The sequence below is a fragment of the Paenibacillus lupini genome, from assembly GCF_011761355.1.
Classification (GTDB): domain Bacteria; phylum Bacillota; class Bacilli; order Paenibacillales; family Paenibacillaceae; genus Pristimantibacillus; species Pristimantibacillus lupini.
In genome coordinates this window covers 38,342-60,536 of record NZ_JAASRW010000010.1, presented here as the reverse complement: position 1 = coordinate 60,536, position 22,195 = coordinate 38,342, and the positions used below count along the sequence as shown (strand labels likewise).

The 22,195-nt window shown below is 47.7% G+C and carries 15 protein-coding genes; 2 read left to right on the top strand and 13 right to left on the bottom strand.

Features of this window, described 5'->3' with window-relative positions:
• Nucleotides 1-14 precede the first annotated feature (14 nt).
• Nucleotides 15-953, bottom strand: a complete 939-nt coding sequence (locus tag FHS17_RS26600) for a glycoside hydrolase family 43 protein (protein WP_167281833.1) — start codon at nt 951-953, stop codon at nt 15-17.
• 85 nt (nt 954-1,038) lie between these two features.
• Nucleotides 1,039-2,019 (bottom strand): aldo/keto reductase, encoded by a 981-nt coding sequence (locus tag FHS17_RS26595; protein WP_167281831.1) that lies wholly within the window; start codon nt 2,017-2,019, stop codon nt 1,039-1,041.
• A gap of 398 nt (nt 2,020-2,417) precedes the next feature.
• On the opposite strand from FHS17_RS26595, the gene pdxR reads away from it, so the two are divergent.
• The gene (pdxR, locus tag FHS17_RS26590; RefSeq protein WP_167281828.1) at nt 2,418-3,857 is read left to right on the top strand and encodes a MocR-like pyridoxine biosynthesis transcription factor PdxR; all 1,440 of its coding nucleotides are present in this window, start codon (nt 2,418-2,420) and stop codon (nt 3,855-3,857) included.
• Between the two features lie 116 nt (nt 3,858-3,973).
• On the opposite strand, the gene FHS17_RS30975 is transcribed toward pdxR, so the two are convergent.
• The 10 genes from FHS17_RS30975 to FHS17_RS26545 all read right to left on the bottom strand — a co-directional run bounded on the left by FHS17_RS30975 (nt 3,974) and on the right by FHS17_RS26545 (nt 19,320).
• Nucleotides 3,974-4,099 (bottom strand): hypothetical protein, encoded by a 126-nt coding sequence (locus tag FHS17_RS30975; RefSeq protein ID WP_279590394.1) that lies wholly within the window; start codon nt 4,097-4,099, stop codon nt 3,974-3,976.
• 211 nt (nt 4,100-4,310) lie between these two features.
• Nucleotides 4,311-5,948, bottom strand: coding sequence for a DUF3502 domain-containing protein (locus FHS17_RS26585; RefSeq protein ID WP_167281826.1), 1,638 nt, complete (start codon nt 5,946-5,948; stop codon nt 4,311-4,313).
• A gap of 74 nt (nt 5,949-6,022) precedes the next feature.
• Nucleotides 6,023-6,919, bottom strand: a complete 897-nt coding sequence (locus FHS17_RS26580; protein WP_208420585.1) for a carbohydrate ABC transporter permease — start codon at nt 6,917-6,919, stop codon at nt 6,023-6,025.
• A 46-nt stretch (nt 6,920-6,965) separates the two neighbouring features.
• The gene (locus FHS17_RS26575) at nt 6,966-7,868 is read right to left on the bottom strand and encodes an ABC transporter permease (protein ID WP_167281823.1); all 903 of its coding nucleotides are present in this window, start codon (nt 7,866-7,868) and stop codon (nt 6,966-6,968) included.
• 173 nt (nt 7,869-8,041) lie between these two features.
• On the bottom strand, nt 8,042-9,610 hold the full coding sequence (locus tag FHS17_RS26570; protein WP_167281821.1) for an extracellular solute-binding protein: 1,569 nt from the start codon (nt 9,608-9,610) through the stop codon (nt 8,042-8,044).
• A complete protein-coding gene (locus FHS17_RS26565; RefSeq protein ID WP_167281819.1) occupies nt 9,607-11,415 on the bottom strand; it encodes a cache domain-containing sensor histidine kinase in 1,809 nt (602 codons plus the stop codon). Before FHS17_RS26565 ends, FHS17_RS26570 begins: the two co-directional genes overlap by 4 nt.
• Nucleotides 11,412-13,013, bottom strand: a complete 1,602-nt coding sequence (locus tag FHS17_RS26560; protein ID WP_167281817.1) for a response regulator — start codon at nt 13,011-13,013, stop codon at nt 11,412-11,414. The genes FHS17_RS26565 and FHS17_RS26560 overlap by 4 nt, the downstream gene beginning before the upstream one ends.
• Nucleotides 13,014-13,230: 217 nt before the next feature.
• Nucleotides 13,231-14,754 carry a family 43 glycosylhydrolase gene (locus tag FHS17_RS26555; protein WP_167281814.1) on the bottom strand — a complete coding sequence of 508 codons (1,524 nt, stop codon included), beginning with the start codon at nt 14,752-14,754 and terminating at the stop codon, nt 13,231-13,233.
• A 247-nt stretch (nt 14,755-15,001) separates the two neighbouring features.
• Complete coding sequence (glgP, locus tag FHS17_RS26550; protein ID WP_167281812.1) at nt 15,002-17,179, bottom strand: alpha-glucan family phosphorylase; 2,178 nt, start codon at nt 17,177-17,179, stop codon at nt 15,002-15,004.
• A gap of 203 nt (nt 17,180-17,382) precedes the next feature.
• On the bottom strand, nt 17,383-19,320 hold the full coding sequence (locus tag FHS17_RS26545) for a glycoside hydrolase family 127 protein (protein ID WP_167281810.1): 1,938 nt from the start codon (nt 19,318-19,320) through the stop codon (nt 17,383-17,385).
• A gap of 129 nt (nt 19,321-19,449) precedes the next feature.
• Here FHS17_RS26545 and FHS17_RS26540 point away from each other — a divergent pair, with 129 nt between their 5' ends.
• The gene (locus FHS17_RS26540; protein ID WP_167281808.1) at nt 19,450-20,286 is read left to right on the top strand and encodes an AraC family transcriptional regulator; all 837 of its coding nucleotides are present in this window, start codon (nt 19,450-19,452) and stop codon (nt 20,284-20,286) included.
• Nucleotides 20,287-20,420: 134 nt separating this feature from the next.
• On the opposite strand, the gene FHS17_RS26535 is transcribed toward FHS17_RS26540, so the two are convergent.
• On the bottom strand, nt 20,421-22,184 hold the full coding sequence (locus FHS17_RS26535) for a glycoside hydrolase family 2 protein (RefSeq protein ID WP_167281806.1): 1,764 nt from the start codon (nt 22,182-22,184) through the stop codon (nt 20,421-20,423).
• Between the last annotated feature and the right edge of the window lie 11 nt (nt 22,185-22,195).

Genomic DNA, 22,195 nt, shown 5'->3' with positions numbered 1-22,195 from the left:
GCTTTTTAATAGTATTATACTTTTCCCGGAGTCCCAAAATAAGGCGTTCCATCTTCATTCCATGTGAATGCTTGCACACGAGCATGACGGTTTGGATCCGACAGAGCACTTCCTATAAGTTCTTTATAAGGACGGGCGTGATAGACGATCAGGTCGGTAGAGCCATCTTCACTCACCGTAAAGCAGTTATGTCCTGGACCATAGTTAGAGGTCTCCTCATTAGTCTCAAATACAGGCTGAGGATGCTTTGTCCACGAATTCGGATCAAGCAAGTCAGCATCAGCAGCAGCTTCCAGCAAACCCTTACAATACCGGTGATCGGTCGCACTTGCTGAAAAAGCAACAAAAATCCGGCCATTACGCATCAATACAGCTGGCCCTTCATTTACCCGATGACCCTGAATCTCCCAATCATATTGAGGCGTTGCTATCAGAACTTGAGGACCGGCAATCGTCCATGGGTTGACCAGTTTGGCTATGTATAAATTGCTGTCTGATTCTTTATATTGTGCCCAGATCAGATACTGCTCCCCACGATGATTGAAAGTCGTAGCATCAAGCGAGAAGCTCTCGAAGTCGAGTGCGATTTTGCCTTTTTCAACCCACGTGCCTGATATCGGATCTTCATCAGCACACTCCAGAACATAAGGCCGAATCGCCCATTGATCCTCAGCCGTCCCCGCCGCGAAATAGATATACCATTTGCCACCGATGTGATGAATCTCCGGCGCCCAGATATGGTTTCCCATCTCTCCGACTTCATGCTTACGCCAGATCACTGCTTCCTCCGCCTCAACAAGCCCTTCAAGCGTAGCTGCCTTCCGCAAAACAATTCGGTCATACTCAGGTACGGAAGCTGTGAAATAGTAGAATCCATCCGTGTGCTTAAGCACATAGGGATCTGCGCGATTTACAATCCAGGGATTTGAGTAGCTGACCTTCTCACTTGCCATTTGTATGTTGCCCCCACTTCTATTTACCATATTTATTCTATTATAATAGAATCCTTTTAGTAGAAGAAGTGAGGAAAACGCTATCTTATTGATGACCGACAACTCTGTGAGGGACATATGGTGCTTCAAGTGAAGTAATTTCCTCATGTGTTAACTTAATATCCAGCGCTGCTGCTGCGTCCTCAAGATGAGAGAGTTTCGTCGCACCAACAATAGGCGCAGTCACCGGTTCTTTCTGCAGCAGCCAGGCAAGTGCAATCTGAACACGGGAAACGCCGCGTTGTTCCGCGATCGCTGCAACTTGATCTATGATTAATCGATCAGTCTCTGCTGTTGCATCGTATTTCTGTTTCGCAATCTGATCTGTTTCAGAACGATGCGTCGTATCCTTCGGATCTCTTGTTAATCGTCCTCCAGCAAGCGGACTGTACGGAATAACGCCGATTTTTTCTTCCCGGCAGAGCGGCAGCATCTCTCGTTCTTCTTCACGGTAGATGAGGTTTAAGTGATTTTGCATCGATACGAACCTAGTCCATCCATTCCGCTCTGCAACATGAAGGGCCTTCTGGAACTGCCACGCATACATAGCGGAAGCACCGATGTATCTTGCCTTTCCGGCTTTCACCACATCATGCAAGGCTTCCATCGTCTCTTCGATTGGCGTATGGTAATCCCAGCGATGAATCTGGTACAGATCTACATAATCGGTTTTTAGACGTTTCAAGCTCTTATCTATCTCGCTCATAATCGCTTTCCGTGAAAGTCCGGCGCCATTAGGACCTTCATGCATGCGCCCATGAATCTTTGTTGCGAGGACGATCTCATCTCGATTGGCATATTCTTTGAGTGCAAGTCCAACAATTTCCTCACTTGTTCCATCCGCATAGACGTTAGCCGTATCAAAGAAATTGATTCCAAGCTCCAGTGCTTTTTTTATAACCGGACGACTGCCTTCTTCATTGAGAACCCATTGGTGAAAGGAACGCTCTGCGTTCCCAAAGCCCATACATCCAAGACACAACCTCGATACATCCAAGCCTGTATGGCCAAGCTTCACATATTCCATTAGATACGCCTCGCTCTCCAAAAGTTCATACATCAAAGATATTATTACATCTGGAGTTCACTCCAAGTCAAGCATGTTCAACAGGCGACTATATAGGTACAAACAGCGGCAGGCAGTGGGAGGCTGTTTTTGAAGTAATGATGGAGAAAGTCCCTTCTTTCCAGAACAGGCTCGTCATTGAACTCACCATACCGTCATGCTTGTTCCTGTTATTTTATTGAATGGTAATCTTTCTGCTGGGCGATATTAAATGAACAGCCAAAGAACCTTGTTATATCAAGGCTCCTTTGGCTGTTTTCACGAAATTGAAATAAGCTTTGCTACAATAACCTCATCTTGTTGATACACTAAAGGAAAAGACAATTCAGGTATCGTGTCATTGGAAAGGTGTAATAAAGATGTGGAAACCAGACCGAACCAGTAAAACAGCATTGTACCAACAAATCGCAGAGTATATCGAGCAGCGTATTACATTAGGTGAAATGCCACCTGGAAGTATGCTGCCTTCTGAACGTAAGCTTGCTGAACAATTAGGTGTAAATCGAAGCACAGTTGTACAAGCTTATGAGAATCTTCGTGCTTCTGGAATTATTGATAGCACAACAGGAAGCGGTACCCGCGTCACTAAATCAAGGATGGGGATGGCTCAGCTTCAAACACCGAATTGGAATCGTTATGTAGAGGGAGGGACACTTCTGCCTAGCCTCCCCTTTTTAAGAAAAATAAGAGAAGGCGTTCAAAGTGGGGAACCGTTCATTAATTTCGCAAACGGAGAACTGGCTCCAGAGCTTTCACCAAATGAATGGATTAGAAATGTCTTGCAGAACCAGCCATTTCATGAACCGTTAGGATACGGGGACCCGCAGGGCTATGTTCCACTTCGCAACGCTTTAGCCTCCTTTCTCCTGGAACATCGCGCTATTAAAGCGACTGATGATTCTATATTAGTTACATCCGGATCCCAACAATCCTTATACCTTATTACCCAATGTCTCCTAAGTCCCGGAGATGCCGTTGCTATCGAAAACCCTTCTTATAATTACTCTTTACCCATGTTCCAGTCAGCAGGCATCCGTCTATTCGGATTAACCGTTGATAAGGATGGTGTTGATCCGGAGGAAATTCGCACTTTATTCAAGTTGCATCGAATCCGAATGGTATTCTTAAATCCGAATTATCAGAACCCGACGGGAACGGTTCTAAGCACACAAAGAAGAGCAGACATACTTGCCTGCTGCGAGCAGCTTGGTATTCCGATCGTGGAGGATGATCCCTTCAGCTTAACCTCTATGGATGAAGAGGTCCCTCCCCCAATTAAATCTTTGGATCGATCGGGCACCGTGTTGTACATCGGATCATTATCAAAGGTAGCAGCATCTGGTCTGCGAATCGGCTGGATGGTTGCGCCTCATACCGTTCTTCAGCGCCTTGTAGACGCACGGCAGCAGATGGATTTTGGCCTTAGCATCTTCCCGCAGTGGATTGCCGCTCATCTTCTTGATTCATCGGCATTAACTCCCCATTTGTACCGTCTGAGAGAGGCTTTGCGCAGCCGCCGAAATTTAATGGCAAATGCTCTTAATCGTATGTTAAGAGATAAGATTTCGTTCGAATTGCCTGCAGGCGGATTAAATCTCTGGTGTAAAATAAATGAGGATGTCGATGACTATACGCTGCTGAGAAATGGTTTTAAGCGTGGCGTCTTGTTTGTCCCGGGCAGCGTGTATGGTTCTGAGGCAGGTTTTGTTAGACTATCCTACGCCCGTCCCGCTGTAGAAGATATCGAGATTGGCATCAGCAAATTCTCCGAAGCTTTACATGAAACGATAACCAGATAAGAAAGGGCCAATCATCATGAATTAGCCCTTTTTTTATCAATTGTATAGCTCCACCGGTACATGCCAGCAATGCGGACAGCAATCCCGTTGTGAAGGCTCTCAAGGTCGTTATATCCCTACCCTTTACTGTTAGCCTCATTAAGATCTTCATGACGAATGACCTGGCGCCCGAACATAACGATAATAAATGGACCGGAGATAAACGCTAAACTAACCATGATGAAAGAAATCAATGCTTCCATTCGTAATCACCTTCTTCTTCGTATGACTTTATTACTATTAATCATAGATTGGAGAAGTACGAATGTAACCAGCCAATTGCGTATAATCTTATACCATCCAATTTTGTAATTGGAGTGGTTAGCAAAGAGCTTATAAGCAAGTAAAATAACAAGCCGGTCAGATGCAGCATCTGACCGGCTTGTTGACATCTTACTTACTCTATAATAGCTATCAACCCTTAGCAGCTAGGAACGCAGTTGCCTGTGTTTCAAGCTCGCTCTTCACTTTAGCAATACCAGCTGCATTCATCTTGGAATTGAGCGAATCAAACTGTTTATCGACATCCTTAACAGCTCCAATAGCAAGTGGCATAAAGTACTGCGTGGATACGTTCTTCAAGTTCGCGATTTCTGTCTTCACGTTATCCGTGTTAAATGTAAAGCCAAGATAAGTAACAGGCTGCAAGAAATCTTTAATCTTGTTATTTAATTCAATGTAGGAATCCGTCCAGCTAACGCTTGGCTTGAAGTTATCCTTATCAACGAACCAAAAGCCTGCGGCATCCGGCGGATATGTGTTGGTTTCAGCAGTTACACCGTCGGGCAGAGCCAGCTTATCATCGGCCGTAATAACATAGTTTTTACCTTCGATACCGTAATAAGCGTTAAATACGTAAGTAGGATCTTCCATGATCAGATCAAGTGCTTCCATCGCCCGCTCCGGATGTTTGGAGTTAGCAGCGATTGCAATACCGTTGTTCAGCCAACTATTGGACGGTGCATGGCCTGTTGGTGACAGAACCGGCATAATGTAAGTCTCGATATTCTTGTCTTGGCAGGACGACAGTGTCGCTTGAATATCAATCGAGTTGCCAAACGCTACACCTGATTTGCCATCGCAGAAGTTATCTTTCGAGCGGATCTTGTTGGAATAGGGATTCTTGTTAACATACCCTGCATCATACCACTGCTTCATAATGCCTGCTGCGTATTTGAACGCGCCTTGAACGGGCTCATCCGTAATGCTTAGGATTTTGCCGGATGGATCTTCCTGATCCGTATAGTTGCCAATACCGGAAGGGTCACCGGAATCAATCGGAGCACCAGCGTAAGCGAACTTCTCTGATACCAAAGCCCCAAATGGCGTAGGTAAGTCATACTGGGAATCCAGATTAAGCGGAATCATGTTCGGATAATCTTTCTTGACCTCAGCGAAGTAAGGCTCAAGTTCCGAGATCTTAGTCGGATTAGTTAAACCAGCCTTCTCCATTACGTCTTTGCGAAGGACAATGACGTTTACTTTGCGGTCTGGCGTTGTTGTTGGGATCATGTACTGCTTGCCGTTAACTTGAGCTGCTTTATAAGCAGCCGGGTCTTGCTTTGCCGTGTACTTCGGCATGTATTTCTGGAACATATCCTGAGTCAATTCTTTGAAAGAGCCCTTGTTCGCTTCAGGCACATAGAAGTTCCAGTCCGCCGTGAAGACGAAGTCGACATCTTCACCGGACGCTAGAATAAGAGGATATTTGGAAGCGATGTCTCCCCATCCAATATAGTTAATTTCTAGAGTTGCGTTAATGTCCTTCTTCAGCTTCTCATTAAGTGCCGTCATCACATCCGGCATACCCTTTGGCGCTTCGCCAAGTAAATAACCAACAAGCTTTATCTCCTCCGAGTGGTCATTACCGGTATCTGTGGCTGTCGGCTCAGTGCTGTCAGCAGATGGTGAAGCCGAAGGCTCCGTTGAGGCATTGGAAGATGCTGCTGTATTACTATTATTATTGTTGTTGTTGCTGCAGGCTGTGATTAGAAGCGCAATCATTGCGATCAATGCCAGCATAGTAAATAGGCTTTTTGTATTTCTTTTCAAGTGAATCCCTCCCCTTATAGTGGCCAAGCAATTACATCATCTATATATACTCCGAGATCAGATCGGAATCTATATCACCCTTTTACAGCACCAATCGTGACACCACTTACGAAATATTTCTGAGCGAACGGGAAGACAAGCAATATAGGGCCTGTTGCGATGACTGTCATCGCTAGCTTAAATGTCTCCTTCGGAGCATCCAGGCTTGTCACATGCTGGGCCATAGCCGACGAGAGATTAATTGAAGACAACATCTTATACAGCAAATATTGCAGCGGAATCATAGAATCCTTCGTGGTGAACATCATGGCTGTCCACCAGTCATTCCAATAAGCCAAGGCAGTAAACACTCCGATAGAGGCAAGCGCCGGCTTACTAAGCGGAAGAATCATCTGCAAGAAAATCCTCATCTCCCCCGCTCCGTCAATCCTCGCGGATTCAATAAGCGGTTCAGGAACGGAGCTTTTGATAAAGCTTCGAAGAATCAGAATGTACATCACGTTGAACATCGGCCCCAGAATGAGCACGGCATAAGTGTTGGTCAGATGAAGATTGCGGCTGAGCCAAATATAATAGGGTGCAAGACCGCCATTAAACAGCGTTGTGAAGAAAAGAAAGAACGCCAGCTTGTTGCGATGCGCAAGCTCCTTCCTCCCGAGGACGTACGCTGCCATCGTCGAGATGAAGAGCGATATAACTGTACCAACAACGGTCACGATAACCGAAACCTTATAAGCGGAGAGAACATCCCCGGGGTAGCGGAAAATATACCGGAACGCTTCTGTTGAAAAGTCTTTCGGCCAGAACCAATATCCATCACTCAGCACAGAGCTTTCCGAAGAGAATGCACCGGCCAGCAGAACAATAAAGGGCAGCAGGCAGATCAGCGCGATAATGGAGACGACCGTATACGATATCGTTGTAAAGATAGGAGCGGAATTCAGCTTTCCTGTAGAAGCTTGACTGCTCATGTTAACACCCTGCTTTCTCACTTAAGTTGAATAAAGGCTGCAGATTTTAGAACAAGGCTTGTTCCTTGTCATATCTGCGGACAAGCCAGTTGGCTGCCAAGATAATAATCAGCGTCAGCACGGATTGGTACAGACCAACCGAAGACGCCATACCGAAGTCTGCAGACCCCATCAAAGAGCGGAAAGCAAGCGTGTCGATAATGTCTGTGGCATCCATTAACAAGCCGTTATTACCGATTAACTGATAGAACATATCGAACTCGCCTCTCATAATCCGGCCTAGACCCAGTAGAATCAAAATGACCATCGTTGGCTTTAGCAGAGGCAGTGTAATCTGCATAATGCGCTGGAGCCGGGTAGCCCCGTCAATGGTTGCCGCCTCATATATTTCCTGGTCAATGCCCACAATGGCAGCCAGGTATAAAATGCTTCCGTAGCCCACCCACTTCCACACATACAGGAACGGCAGCAGGAAGTACCAATAGCTCGTGTTGGAATAAATATCAAGTGCCTGTATATCGAGAAAATGAAGAACCTTGTTTACAATGCCATACTCATAATTAAGGAAGTTATAGACAAACGCCGATACGGTAACCCAGGATATAAAATAAGGGAGGAACATCAGTGTTTGGCTCAGCTTCTTGAACGACTTGCGGCGGATCTCGGATAAGAAAACGGCAGCAACGATGGAGAACACGGTGTAGCAGCCTAGGAATATAACGTTATATACCATCGTATTGCGAGTCACAAGCCAAGCCTTCCCCGAAGCGAAAAAGTAATGAAAGTTATCCAATCCAACCCATTCACTTAAGAACATGCCACCATGCCTGGAATAGGATTCGAACGCCATAACAATACCGCCCATCGGAATGTAAGCGAATACAACATAATAAACAGCAACGGGTACAAACATCAGATACAACAGCCAATTTTTTCGAATATCCTTCATGTGCAACCTCCATAGCATTCTCTCCAGCAATCTCTATCTGCTTCTATGTTACCGAAAGTGCATTCCGCCTCACACGGGGTAAACTTACGATCATCTTTGAAAATCACATCTACCGGCACTTATAAAAAAAAGCCCACCCGGCATTACCGCCCGGACAGGCTTCCTCAATCTAATTATTGATTTGCAAGATAATCAGCCGCTTGCTTCTGTACTTCCGCCTTAACCTTATCAATTCCAGCCTTCTTCATATGCTGTACCAACGTGTCAAAAGCAGCCTCCACATTATCAACCGCCCCGATATAGATCGGCTGCGCATATTGTGTGGATACACTTTTCAGATTGGCAATCTCCGACTTCACTTGATCAGAATTAAACAGGAATCCAAGTAAAGGGGTCGGCTCGAGCAGCGGCTGAACCCGCTCCTGCAAAGCCTTATAGGGATCCGTCCAATTGGCAACCGGTTTAAAGAGGTTCTTATTCACAAACCAGAAGCCGGCAGCATCAGGAGGATATGTATTCGACTCGGACGTAACTCCTTCTGGCAAGCCAATCCTATCGTCAGGCGTAATGGTATAGTTGATCCCTTCGATGCCATAATAAGCCAGATACGCGTAGGAGGGATCCTCCATAAGCAGATCAAGAGCCTCCATGGCACGCTCCGGATTTTTGGAGGAAGCGGATATTGCTACACCATTGTTCAGCCAACTTGCCTTCGTGGCTTTCCCGGACGGATACACCATCGGAAATGGATATACATCAATGCCCTGCTCCTTGCAGGACATAAAAACATTCATCATATCGATGGAATTGCCGAATGCGATACCCGATTTGCCGTTGCAGAAATTGTCCTTGGAACGAATGCTGTTGGCATACGGGTTTTTATTCATATATCCCTTGTCATACCAGTCCTTCATTATATAAGCGACTTCCTTCTGCCAGCTCAGGATCGGCTCCTCTGTCATGCTGTACATGACACCCTCCGGGTCCTCCATATCCGCTGTTATTCCTTGAGCAAGCGGATCACCTGAATCGAATGGAGCACTAAACCAGGCAAATTTCTCCATCAGCAAATAAGTAAACGGGGTTGGAAGATCATATTGGGAATCAAGGTTGAGAGGAATCATGCCTGGATAACTGCGCTTTATCTCAGCGAGGTACGGCTCAATCTCCGAGAACTTTGTAATTTGCGTCATGCCTGCCTTATCCATCACATCCTTACGGAATAAGGCAATATTCACCTTACGATCGGGAGAGGAGGTCGGAATCATATAAGGTGTTCCATTTACGTCGGCTGCACGGAGCGCTTCGGGCGCCATAGCCTCCATATGCCTCGGCATGTATTGCTCCAGCAAGGATTGACTAAGCGGATAGAATGCCCCCTTTGTAGCCTCAGATACATAGAAGTTCCAGTCCGCTGCAAAAATAAAATCAACATCCTGGCCGCTTGCAAGAACAAGCGGGTACTTCGAAGCGACGTCATTCCACGCTATGTAATTAAGCTCAATCTTTGCATTGATATCTTTCTTCAGCTTCTCGTTAATCGCCTGCAGTACTTGCTGAATGCCCTTCGGTGCCTCTCCAAGCAGATAACCTACAAGCTTCACTTCCTTCTCGTGACCAGGACCTGGGTTAGCTGCTTCTTGTTCATCCCCATTACCAGTGCAAGCTGTCAATCCAAGCACGAGAAGTACGGACAGCAGAGCCGTACCCAGCCATAACTGTCCTTTTATTCCCCGTCTCATTGCGCTCTCCCCCGTTCATCCAGTCTTCGTTCGGGCAGCCGCAGCAAAACGCTGGTTCCTTCTCCCTCTGAGCTGTCGAACCTCAGGCCGTATTGAAGACCATAAGACAGCTGCAGCCGCTCTTCAATATTACGGACGCCATAACCTCCCCTGTCACCCTCCACTGAAGGGGCTTGCAGGATCGTACTAAGCTGCTCGGCAGACATGCCTACTCCATCATCAGTCACTTTAATCAGAAGATCACCCTTATCGGTCCAGGCTGCAATCCTGATCTCTCCTTCTTCACTGTCCTTCTCCATAATGCCGTGCAGAATTGCATTCTCAACAAGCGGCTGGAGCAGAATCTTGGGCAGCTGGCAGTCGTATAGATCTCTTGAAACCTCAAACTCTAATCTGACGCTGTCACCAAAGCGCATATTCTGGATTCGAACATACGCTTCAATATGCTTCAGCTCGCTCTCCAGCGAGACATATTCCTTGCCGTTCGACAAGCTTAATTTGTAGAAAACAGCAAGCTCGTCTACGACCCGCTTAATATCGCCCGCATTGGATTCAATCGCCATCGCATTGATCAGATCAAGTGTATTGTACAGAAAATGAGGGTTGATCTGCGCCTGGAGCGCCTTCAATTCTTTATTTTTAACCTCGCGCCCAAGCGACGACTTCTCTTCGATTAGACCAGATATGTTCTGAACCATCGTATTGAAGTTATGGGTCAGCTCACCGATCTCATCATCATTCGCCGGCAGAGGAGCAAGCTGGAAATGTCCATGCTTCACCTTCCGCACATGAACAATCAGCCTTCGAATCCGCTTTGTCGCCGAAGCAGCTACGAAGAAAGAGAAAGGCAGCATAAAGGGCACAACGATTAGGAAGATCGATATTATCCGGTTTCTCGCTTTGACGCTGGATTGCAATATATCGGTATAAGGCACCACAAGTGCAACTTTCATATCCGTATGAGGAATAGCCTGCACACCAAGCAAATGCCGGCTTCCTTCGATCGGATAATTATTGTTATAATAGTTGTCCACTTCGTCGGAATCGAGGTACAGCTCGCTTACTTCCTTCACAAGCTCATCCGAATAAGAGAACCGGTCGGATTTGCCAAGCAGCTCTCCTTCATCATTGAACAGGAACGCAGCTGCATTCGGAGTCAGGATAGCATGGTTAAGAACAGACTCCATCGCTGCAGGCTTTACGCGGGCTCGGACAATACCATCAAATTGCTGAATATCATGTTCATTCGGAATTTTACGCAGGATAGTTAATTCCCGGCTGTCAGCACCGGGCGTTATGGCAGTGGAAGGCAGCCATGCGACAAAGGCGTTAACAGAGGAGAACCGAGTATACCAAGCTTCCGATTCCACTTTCTTCATATCCAGGAAATCAATATTTTCCGTTGCGCCGGCTAAGCCTTGTCTCATATAGATCTGAATGGAATCAATATCTTCGTTATAACGGAACTGATTAATAAGCCTTGAGAGCTGCAGCGAAGCCATATGCCAGACGTCAATGTCCTCGTAAGGCTTGGAATCCTCATCAACTGCCTTCTGGACAAGCTCGTTAAAGGCGATAAAATTAAGCACTTCCGTAATCGCTTCCGACTTATATTCGAGATAAGCCTTCGTCTCATCCAGCATTTTGCGTGAGGCATAGACCGCCGCTTCTTTATTCTCTTGCTGCGTGGTGCTGATATGAATAAACAATAGCAGCAGAAACGGGATCATAATGACAAGAACATACGTCGCAAACAGTTTATACCGAATGCTTAAGAAGATTGGTCGTTTCAGTCTTCTTCTCATCGGGCGGCACGCTCCCTGAATTCGGAAGGAGTGCAGCCTGCGTTACGTTTGAAAAAGGTGGTGAAGTAATTAGCATCAGTCATGCCAATCAGAAGCGCCACTTCAATCATTTTTACATTCTGATCACTCAGCAGCTCCTTCGCCTTGTTCATCCTTGTATCCGTAATATACTCCTTAATCGTCTGCCGACTATGCTTCTTGAAATAAGCGCATAGATACGTTTCACTTAGCTGAACATGATCAGCTATCGCACGGATCGTAAAGCCTTTCTCATGAAAGTGGGCATGGATATAACGCATAATCTCCCTCATCTTACCGCTTCCCGCTCCTGCCTCATCATCGCTTGGCTCGGCCATCGCATCAAGAAACGACAACACATATTGTTCCAGCTCCTCCAGGCTTGGAATGCGGTCGATCTCCTTCCACATGTAGCGCCTCTCGGTATCTTTCGAAATCTCAGCCAGCCCAAGCTGTACAGCTGTCTCCATAATCGCAATGAGGAATTGAAAATAGGTATCTTTGAGACGCAAAATATCAAGGTCCCTCTGCTTACGTGCGTAAGCCGTCCATTCCCCCACGATTCGTTTGGCTTCATCTACATGGCCTTTACGCAGCTGATCACGCATCATCCGTACCTCTTCCCAGTTCGTCACAACTGGGGCATGGCTATCAAGGGCATCAGAGAAAATCGGCTTTGATCCGCTGCTATAATATTGGTAAGCACAAGCAAGTGAAGCCATTCGATAGGATTCCGGAATTTCCTTATGAGAGAATACCGTCTGCCCGATTCCGATTCGAATATCGACGGTTGGTCCCGCAATAACACGGAGCTCCGAGAAAACATCCTCTATCTCTGCTCTGCCCTTTCGATAGGTGCTGCCATACTCACCCGGCAAGATAAGCACCAGATGATTGAGCGAATCAAATCCAGCAAGCGCTTTCATTTCATTAAAATAATAACAGCTCGAAATCGCTTCTAGTATTCTTAATTGCGTCACACCTGGATCTTCCGGGAGATTGAAAGGACTCCAATAAAGGCTTGAGACCGCTATCGTAAAAGGTCCTTCCGCTGGAAGCAGGAACGTTTCACGGCTTCGCAGCGCAGGAATAACATGGGGGGACTCCGGGTTAGATACAAGCCGGCGCACCATCTCTTGTCTCAGATAAGGCAGACTGTGGTCGTACCCTTCTTGGAGCTTCCGTTCTTCCTCCTTGCGCTTTTGCTCTTCCTTGCGGAGCCGAATGGCGGACTCCACCACATCACGTACTTCGTTCAAATTCACGGGCTTCTCAATATATGTAAATACTTTCAGTTGAATGGCTGATTTCAGATACTCCTTATCGGAGAAGCCGCTGAGGAAAATAATCGGGCAATCAGGATCGGTCTCCCGATACTGGCTGGCGAATTCGATGCCGCTCATCTTCGGCATTCTTATATCACACAAAATGATATCAGGCTTATGTTCCATTGCAATCTCGAGTGCCTGAAGTCCGTTGCGCGCCGTTTCTACTTCATCAATACCAACAGTGTCCCAAGGGATATAATTTTTCAATAATTCTCTTGTCCGAGTCTCGTCGTCAATAATTAATAACTTCAAGAGAATCCCTCCTGAATCTGATGTAACGGATAAGATTCACACTAGCTAATTGTGGACACGACTCCGTCACCTCATTATAGAAGGAAGATTGTGGCCTGCATACAGGAAAAAGCTATGATTACCTTTGATTCTTGAAGATGATTCCTCCTTGGTATCGGCATAGCAAAAGCAGCAAGCCTTGGAGATGCTCCCCGGCTTGCTGCCTGCAATTGAATAGTTAGTTTTTAATCAATGACCAGTCATCTACCCTCACCCAGTTGCCGGCATTAGCAACCGAATACAGGCCAATCTGTGCTTGCCCGTTTGTCACCTGAATATTAGGTACCGTTATCTGTGTCCAGCTGCTGATCGACGTATTAATAGCGGCATCCAGCTCGGAGCCACCGTAATTTTTGACATAGATCTGGGCAGTTGTCTGCCCGCCGCTGCTCTTCACCCATACCTTCAGCGTATACGTTCCGTTCGGCAGACCGGTCACCGTCTGATAACGACTCGCGCTGTAAGCAGTCGTGGCATATTGATTACCCGACCATCTTCCCGAATGGGCTCCGCCATCAACATTGGAGTTCGGATCTACAGCGACGTTAAACCAGGTACTCCATCCTGCCAGGCTGATCTGGGATACTCTGTCCGCCTCATAGCTTGGATTCTTTGCATAGTTGTTTCCGCTGCCCACACTCCAGGTTCCCGTTGCCGCATCCAGATTAAACTGGCTAACAGAATTCATGGTTGGTGTCGTACCGCTGAACGAGATCGGCATCCATTGATTATAACCAATTCCGTTGCCGGCGAAGTCGCTCCAGCGGTCACCGCCGAATAGAATCGTGGTCTGTGAGGTTCCTTGCACTTTAATAAACATGGAAGTTTGCGAGACATGCGAGAAGTCTGCATCTGTTCCATTCATGACAAACTCACTGCCATATGTGCCTTTAATGCTCGTCGAAGTGATACAGTAAGTATGCGAAGCATTCCATCCATGCAGGTCGGATGAGCATAAGTAATACACACCGTTATATTTGAACATTGCATTCCCTTCACGGCCGCCTGCGCTGCTGTTGAACACGTTAGTCGCCGGTTCGACGTTCAAATAATCTGATGCCCGAAGCTCAGAGACATAAAGATGACTTCTTCCGCTGGCATTACTGAATATAAGATAAGCCTTCCCGTCATCGTCGACGAAGGTGGACTGGTCGCCTGACATGTTGTTTACTACATTCGTAATTGAGGTTTGAACATGATCAAAGGTGAAGGTTCCGGTTGGCGTGCTGCTTGTTGCAAAGGCAATCCCGCTTCCGGCTGGACCCGCATACTGCGTGATCAGCACATATTTCTGCGTATTTGTGTTGTACACAACCCCAAGGCGCCCCAGCCAATCCGCATCCCAGGTCGAGCCATCGGTCGCACCGGTTATCACATTGCCGCAGAACGTCCAGTTGGCAAGGTCAGTAGAAGAATAGCAGGTCACAGCAGCGAAGCTTGTGTCGCTGTTTTTGGAAGACGGATTATTATAGTAAGTTACCGCTCCATTATATTTGACTCCGTACCAGTAATACGTGCTGCCAACTTTCAAAATATTCCCGCCTTGAGAGTAGATTGGATTGCCTGAGGTATCCTTCCAGAATACATCATTATTAATCGTCTTAGCCGCCGCACTTGCTGTCTGTGCGCCAAAGGATAACGCAACAGCGGCGAACAATATCAAGCTTTGCAAAGTGGCCAACCATTTCAACTTCATCTTCATTCCTAGCACCTCTCTTTACGATATTGGTACATACTCCTTCCTCTAACTCCTCCTTTCTGTTGTAGTCGTTGTATATTTTAAAGCGCTTTCAAATAGTGTGAAAGCGGAAGAAGTTATGATTTTCTTTACTAACTTACGATTAATAAAAAAAGAGACCGAGGAAAGACTGCCCATCACGGCAGTCTCCTCGCTCTCCACTATTCAGTTCCAGCCTCCATGTTATCAAGCAGCTGGGGATTTTCCTTAATTAACCCCAAGCGGCCAACTCCAGTTCGAAATCGCTAGCGAAATCAGGACTGATTGGTGTGACCCGCACGTTTACGTCAGCCTTCCAGATGTTGTCTACCGGGATGTCTGAAGAAGTGCCCTCGTAAATATAGAGTCCCTTAGTCTGCTGCTTTATCGCCTTTAGTGTCACCTTCCAGAGACCGCGATGACCATCGGAGCCAACCGCCTCCACGAGGACGTCCTTGTGCCATATGGCGCCGAGCTCAATCTCAGCCCGGAAAGCCTTCTTGTTCAGTCCGATTCTGCAGCTATTGTCTTCAATAATATCCACTTTCCTGACTTGGACACCAGACCAGTTGTCTCGGATAAAATGCTTGTAAGCCGCAACCCTTGACGCAACCTCAAGGTTATCCGCAGCGAAACGCTTCCCTCTTGCACTCGTTGGAACGTACATCTTGTGCCAATAATCGGTAACCATTCTTTGAGTGTTGTAGACAGGTGCAAGTGAGCAGATCGATTCCTTCATTACGTTGACCCATTCCATCGGAACCTTCTGATCACCCTGCTTGTAGAACAGCGGAATAATCTCTTCCTCCAGCAGCCGGTAAAGCGCTTCGGTATCCTGCTTCGCCTGGAGCTCGGTGTCGCCATCCATCGTACTCTCGATGGCCCATCCGTTTCGACCGTTGTAACCCTCTACCCACCACCCGTCTAGTACACTGCAGTTAAGCACGCCATTCAGAGCAGCCTTTTGCCCACTTGTACCGCTGGCTTCCATTGGCTTCAGTGGCGTATTAAGCCATACATCAACACCTTGAACGAGCAGCTTTGCCTTATCCATAGCATAATTCTCTATCATGAAGACGCGGTCTTTGAACCTATTATCCTGGGACAGCTCCACAATTTGGCGAATCAGGTCCTGCCCGGGTCCATCAGCGGGATGCGCCTTACCTGCGAAAACGAGGACCACCGGGCGGTCTGGATTACCCAGGATACGCGCGATCCGCTCCGGGTCACTGAAGATAAGCAATGCCCGCTTATACGTCGCAAATCGTCTGGCAAAACCAATGATTAACGGCATTCTATCAGATGGGGGGAGCGGAAGACCAAAAGCCTGAAGCATCTTGAGCTTAGCCTGCTGATGTTCCTCCCACAGCTCGGTGCCCGGAATATCCCGAACGGCAGCCCATACTTCCGGTTCTGCGGTTTGCAAGGTCCAGTCGGACGGGAGATACCGGTCGAACAGCTCTTTCAAGTCAGCGCCTAGCCATGTCCCGGTATGGATGCCGTTTGTGACCGAATCGACGGGAATGTCCCTTACTGGAATATGAGGCATCCAGCGGTGGAACATCTCCCGGGTAACCTCACCATGCAGTTTGCTCACCCCGTTCACTTTCGACGAGGTACTGACGGCAAGCCGCGTCATATTGAATACACCATTCATGCTGCCAAGTGACAATACCCGATCCCTGTCAGCCCCGAGCTGCCAGTAATAGTCGCCGAAATAACGGTCCATCATATCGATGGAGAAAACGTCATGCCCAGCTGGAACCGGTGTATGCGTCGTAAAGACGGTGCTTGCCTTGACGGCTTCGAGGGCTGTCTCGAAAGATAAACCTTCAGCAGAAAGCATGCGGATTCGTTCGAGTGTTAGGAAGGCGCAGTGCCCTTCATTCATATGCCAGACCTCTGGCCGGATGCCTAATGTCGTAAGCAATCTTGTACCACCGATGCCGAGGAGGATCTCCTGGCTAATACGAATGTCCTGTGCACCTGGATATAGCGTGTCAGTCAAGTGGCGGTCCGCATCACTGTTCGATTCAACATCGGTATTAAGCAGGTACAAGGTGACCGAGCCCACCTGCACGGACCATGCTTTCGCATATACCTTTCTGCCCTGGAGCGGAACCTCTATGATGATCGGCCGACCGTTATCATCCCGCACGAGTTGAACCGGATAGACACTCGCCTCTAGGTCCACTTGGGGGTACAAATGATGCTGTGAACCACTTTCGTCAATACGTTGCTGGAAATAACCTTTGCCATAAAATATACCTACGCCCGTAAGCGGAATATTCAAGTCTGCTGCCGCCTTGACATGGTCGCCAGCCAATATGCCTAGGCCACCCGAGTAGATCGGTAAGGATTCATCAAGTCCGAATTCCGCCGAGAAATACGCAATACTGTTGTTTTGCATAATTCCACCCCATTTTTCACCAAATTGCACCATGAAAGCGCCTAATAACTTGGTGCCTTACTACTATATGACGATTTATGGTACATGTGCCTATATTCGCGAACCAAGGTCCATTAGATTCCTGTCTAATTACCAAAAAAATGAGCCATGTAGAATGAAATTCCACTGGCTCATTATTAATTATTTTTATAGGATTTTTTAGGCTAATAGCGCAGCCAGATGCTCATTTCTCCTGGCTCACGGTTGCCCCACAGGTAATAAGGAATGGCCTTGAAGCGAACGGCTTTTTTCTGCTTGCTTAATGTTCGGTATGGAAGGCCCGGCTCCCAGCCAGAATCGTCCGTAACAAACCCGGCACCTTCTACGACGACGCAGCCACCGAGCAAATCGGCAGCCATACGCTCTGTCAGGGTTGGTTCATCGGCAAGCGATAATGAGGCGAGCGGCTTCCCGTTATCCGCCTCTTCCACGCAATACACGAACGGGCCGCGTTGGATCGCGGCTTTACCAGCATCCGCGCGGATTAGCGGGTTCGCAGCAATCAGCTTTGTCTCGATTGGCAGCAGCCACTCCACCACATCTCCGTCTTTCCACATGCAGTCGACCTTGGCATAGCCTTGCTCGATACTGTAATGAATGGATTCTCCATTTACTTTTAATGTCGGACGATCACTATTAAACCAGTTCGGAACACGCAGCGCTAGAGTAAACGAAGCTTCATTTGCTTCCTCCGGCAGAGACACCATGAATTCAACCCGGCCGTCCCACGGAAGCTCCGATTTCTGGCTCAACACTACCTTTTGGCCTCCAGCCTCGAATGACACCTCGCTCCCGATATACAAATGAACGTGAGCTGTACGACCGTCTTCCGACACATCATAAATATACTCATCAAGTGAACCGATCAAGCGCGCCACGTTAGGCGGGCAGCAGGAACATCCGAACCATTTCTGCCTAACTGGCTTGACATGGAATTTATCCGGATTCTTGACACTAGCTTCAGGTAGAACCTCGAGCGGATTCACGTAGAAGAAATGCTTACCGTCCTTAGCCATGCTTCCAAGTACGTTGTTGTACAAAGCTCGTTCCATTACATCGGCATATTCACTCTTTGCTTCCAATTGAAGCATCCGCCGTGCCCAGAAGATCAAGCCGATCGAGGCACAGGTCTCTGCATATACGGTATCGTTAGGAAGATCGTGATCGAATGTAAAGGCTTCACCGAGATGAGTCGCACCTATTCCTCCGGTGATGTACATTTGTTTGCCAGTCGTATTCGCCCATAGCCGCTCGCAAGCTTCGCGGAGTTTGACATCTCCAGTTAACCGGGCAAGATCGGCCATTGCCGTATACAGGTATACCGCTCGAACGGAATGTCCGACGGCGACCGGCTGCTCACGTACTGGAAGATGGCTTTGATAAACCTCAAGATTAGGAGCTCCCTGAGCCCAGATCGTAGTCCGCCCGCGACGTTCCCATTCTTCAATAAAGTAGCTTGGCTTGCTGCCGCGTTCGTCAATGAAGTAAAGGCTTAAGTTCAAATACCGTTCTTCACCTGTAACCTGATACAGCTTAACTAAAGCCAATTCAACCTCCGGATGGCCGCAGTAAGCCTTCATTTGTCCAGGGTTCGTACCGAATAAGCTAGCAATCAGGTCGGCGAAACGGCAGGAAATATTCAGCAGATTCCGCTTACCCGTAGCTTTATAGTAAGCAACTGCGGCTTCGAACAGGTGACCTGCACAATACAGCTCATGGGCTTCATACAGGTTCGTCCACTCATTTCCAGGCTCCTGAATCGTGAAGTACGTATTTAAATACCCGTTCTCGTGCTGTGCTTGTCCAATTAACGCGATAGCCTCGTCAGCGATTTGTTCCAGCTCCGGATCGGGATGACGTTCAAGTGAATAAGCAACAGCCTCCAGCCACTTGTATAGATCGCTGTCCTGGAAGATCCAGCCACCGAAATCCCCCTTCTCTAGACCTGCTGCAATTCGAAAATTACGGATTGAGTAGCTTGGCTCTGCATCTAGAATTCGATCATTTAATGCTTCCCATTGATACGGAATAACCGTTTGGCGTACAAGCTCTGAATATTCATTCCAGAAATTATCTTTTATATGGGTGTGTGTAGATTTCATAATGCTCCTCCTCAAAACGATACAAATTGACTCCATCTATTTTCGAGTATATGCTTTATCCATCAAATCCAATAGGAACGGATTGAACTTTTTTCTATACAAAATAACACAGATAGAAGCGTGGATCCCTTGAATAAAGACAACCTCGTAAAATTACAAACTCCACCTCTTCCTTATTATTGGGAGTCTGGCCGTTCAGAGTTTCGAGTGGGCGAACGGCATCCCAATCGAAGGAAACTTGGTATATTCGACCTGATTATCGTGGCTGAGGGGGAGTTATTTATAGGAGAGAACGGGCAGGAATGGTCCCTTGGAAAAGGAGATACCTTGCTCCTGCTGCCGGATGGTAAGCACTACTCGGTTAAGCCCTGCGAACAGGATACTATTTTTTATTGGATCCATTTCGAGCATAAGACTTGGAGTACAAGTGCGAAGGAAGGAGCTACTGCGAATTCTTTCTCGAATCCTCCGACTATCCATATCCCTAAGCACATCTCGCTGGCCGATCCTGAGAATGCCTTTAAGCTGATGCGCCAGCTGCTAAGTTTGACGGTTGGGGATTCCTTTTGGGAAGAACAAAATTTGCTGGCGCAGCTCCTGGCTATGCTCGAAGGCGAACGCTTGAACAGAAACAGCACTCCTGCCACACGTCTCGCGGAGAAAGCTGCATTTTATATACAGCAGAACTTTCGTAATGACATAACGAATGAGCTCCTTGCCGAGGAGCTCCATTTCCATCCCAATTACATCGTTCGCTGCATGAAGAAGAAATATGGCATGACGCCAAGCCATTACTTGCTTGAGTTCCGTCTGGAACAGGCGAAAAAACTTCTTATTTCCTCGGAGTGGTCGATTGAGCGAATTGCCAATGAAGTTGGTTTTCAATACGCACCTTATTTCTCCGCATGCTTCAAGCGCAGAGAGGGAATATCACCGCTCCGCTATCGCAAATCAGTACAGCATTAGCCGCTTTTCTTAAGCATGTACCAAGTTCTTCAATTGTAAAAAGACCACTACAGCTGTCTTTCCATAGCTGGTAGTGGTCTTATTTACTAAGTTGTTTGGCTTGTTCGATGCTTCAGCTCTGGGTCGCAAGGGCGTCAGCCCAAGTTAATAGCCCGAATTTCATCCAGTGGAATTTTCGGCTTGCGGTCCTCCGTGAGCAGACCATTAATCTCCTGCTGCACGTCGGTCACCTGCGTATAGCAATATCCGCAAATATAATCAACAGACTTGATTGCCTGCGTAATTCCCTTGAACCGTTCCGTGAATGCTTCCACTGAGGCCACTTGCTCCCCGTAGCCCCAGCCCTTGTCCGACTGGAACGCAATGCCGCCAAACTCGCTGATGATAATCGGTTGTCCACGATAGCTGTAGCCTTCGGCAAAGGCATATTTCCAATGGTTGCAGGTCGTCTCTCCCGACATGATAGCGTCCTTGTTATCGCGATAACGCTTCAAGAAACCGTCTCCGGTCTGGACATAATCATGCAGCGTCACGATATCCGATACGGTATGCTCCCAGCCGTCGTTGACGATGACTGGACGGTTCGGATCAAACGACTTCGTCAGATGGTAGATGCCTTCCGTAAACTTCTGCTGCCGCTTGTCGCGAAGGATGTTGCCAATCCCCCACGACTCGTTGAACGGTACCCACGTAATAATACTCGGGTGGTTATGCTGCTGCTTAATAATCTCCAGCCATTCCCTTGTGAAAGCCTCAACTGCGCGGTCATGGAATTCGAAGGTCGCCGCCATCTCGGACCAGACAAGCAGCCCCTTCACGTCGCACCAGTACAGGAAACGGGCATCCTCGATCTTCATATGCTTGCGCACGCCGTTGTAGCCCATCGCTAGAATGAGATCAATATCCTCTATCAACGCTGCTTCGCTTGGAGGCGTCAGATGGCTGTCCGTCCAGTAGCCTTGATCCAGAATAAGCCGTTGGTAGATTGGCGCATTGTTAAGCAGCACCTTTCCGTTCTCGATGGATATTTTCCGCATGCCGAAATAAGAGAGCGTCCGGTCGACGACTCGTCCGCCCGAGGTTAGAACGAACTCTACATCGTACAAATTCGGACGAGCTGGAGTCCAATACGCCCGCTTCCACGGTCCGTTCGCTTCGTGGTGAAGATCAACTTCCACCGAAAGGCACGGACGGTCAATCCCCAGCGCAACTCGCTTCACGGGCTGACCCTTGAATGTCACAATTGCTTCGAGCAGCAAATCACTTCCAGCCTTGACACCGTTCACCTCGTAATCGAGACGAACCATGTGGCGGTCAAGATCCGGCGTTATTTTGACCGATTCCAGCCTCTGCTCTTCTACATATTCCATCCATACCGTCTGCCAGATGCCCGTCGTCTGGACATAGAAGCATTCGAAGTTATCCGGCACCCAGCGCTGCTTGCCTCTGGGCTGGTAGCAGCTATTGCTGTCCGTTACCTTAACCGTTATCCGGTTATCTTCTCCGAACTTGAGATATGGCGTCATGTCGACGGAGAATGCAGCATATCCGCCTTGATGCCCCCCGGCCAGCTCGCCATTAATCCATACTTTAGCTTCGTAGTCCACGGCCTGAAAATGCAGGATTGCCTGCTTGCCCGCCGATTCTGCCGGAACGGAGATCTCTCTGCTGTACCACACATAAGGATGAAAACTTTCCTCGCCAATACCGCTGGCTTTTGTTTCGTAGGTAAACGGTACGTTAATCCGGTGTGTTGCCGTAAACGTTTCCTTCCAGTTCTCGCGCTCGCCGGCGTTTGCATCGTCAAAGCGGAAATCCCATTCACCGTTCAGATTATGCCAATCGCCACGCACGAGCTGGGGTCTGGGATAATCCTTGCTATATGATTTCGTCGTCATGCTGTCCTCCT

Coding starts and splice junctions, on each gene's coding strand:
- FHS17_RS26600 (WP_167281833.1), bottom strand. CDS start 953: ATGGCAAGTGAGAAGGTCAGCTACTCAAATCCCTGGATTGTAAATCGC.
- FHS17_RS26595 (WP_167281831.1), bottom strand. CDS start 2,019: ATGGAATATGTGAAGCTTGGCCATACAGGCTTGGATGTATCGAGGTTG.
- pdxR (WP_167281828.1), top strand. CDS start 2,418: ATGTGGAAACCAGACCGAACCAGTAAAACAGCATTGTACCAACAAATC.
- FHS17_RS30975 (WP_279590394.1), bottom strand. CDS start 4,099: ATGGAAGCATTGATTTCTTTCATCATGGTTAGTTTAGCGTTTATCTCC.
- FHS17_RS26580 (WP_208420585.1), bottom strand. CDS start 6,919: ATGAGCAGTCAAGCTTCTACAGGAAAGCTGAATTCCGCTCCTATCTTT.
- FHS17_RS26575 (WP_167281823.1), bottom strand. CDS start 7,868: ATGAAGGATATTCGAAAAAATTGGCTGTTGTATCTGATGTTTGTACCC.
- FHS17_RS26570 (WP_167281821.1), bottom strand. CDS start 9,610: ATGAGACGGGGAATAAAAGGACAGTTATGGCTGGGTACGGCTCTGCTG.
- FHS17_RS26565 (WP_167281819.1), bottom strand. CDS start 11,415: ATGAGAAGAAGACTGAAACGACCAATCTTCTTAAGCATTCGGTATAAA.
- FHS17_RS26555 (WP_167281814.1), bottom strand. CDS start 14,754: ATGAAGATGAAGTTGAAATGGTTGGCCACTTTGCAAAGCTTGATATTG.
- glgP (WP_167281812.1), bottom strand. CDS start 17,179: ATGCAAAACAACAGTATTGCGTATTTCTCGGCGGAATTCGGACTTGAT.
- FHS17_RS26545 (WP_167281810.1), bottom strand. CDS start 19,320: ATGAAATCTACACACACCCATATAAAAGATAATTTCTGGAATGAATAT.
- FHS17_RS26535 (WP_167281806.1), bottom strand. CDS start 22,184: ATGACGACGAAATCATATAGCAAGGATTATCCCAGACCCCAGCTCGTG.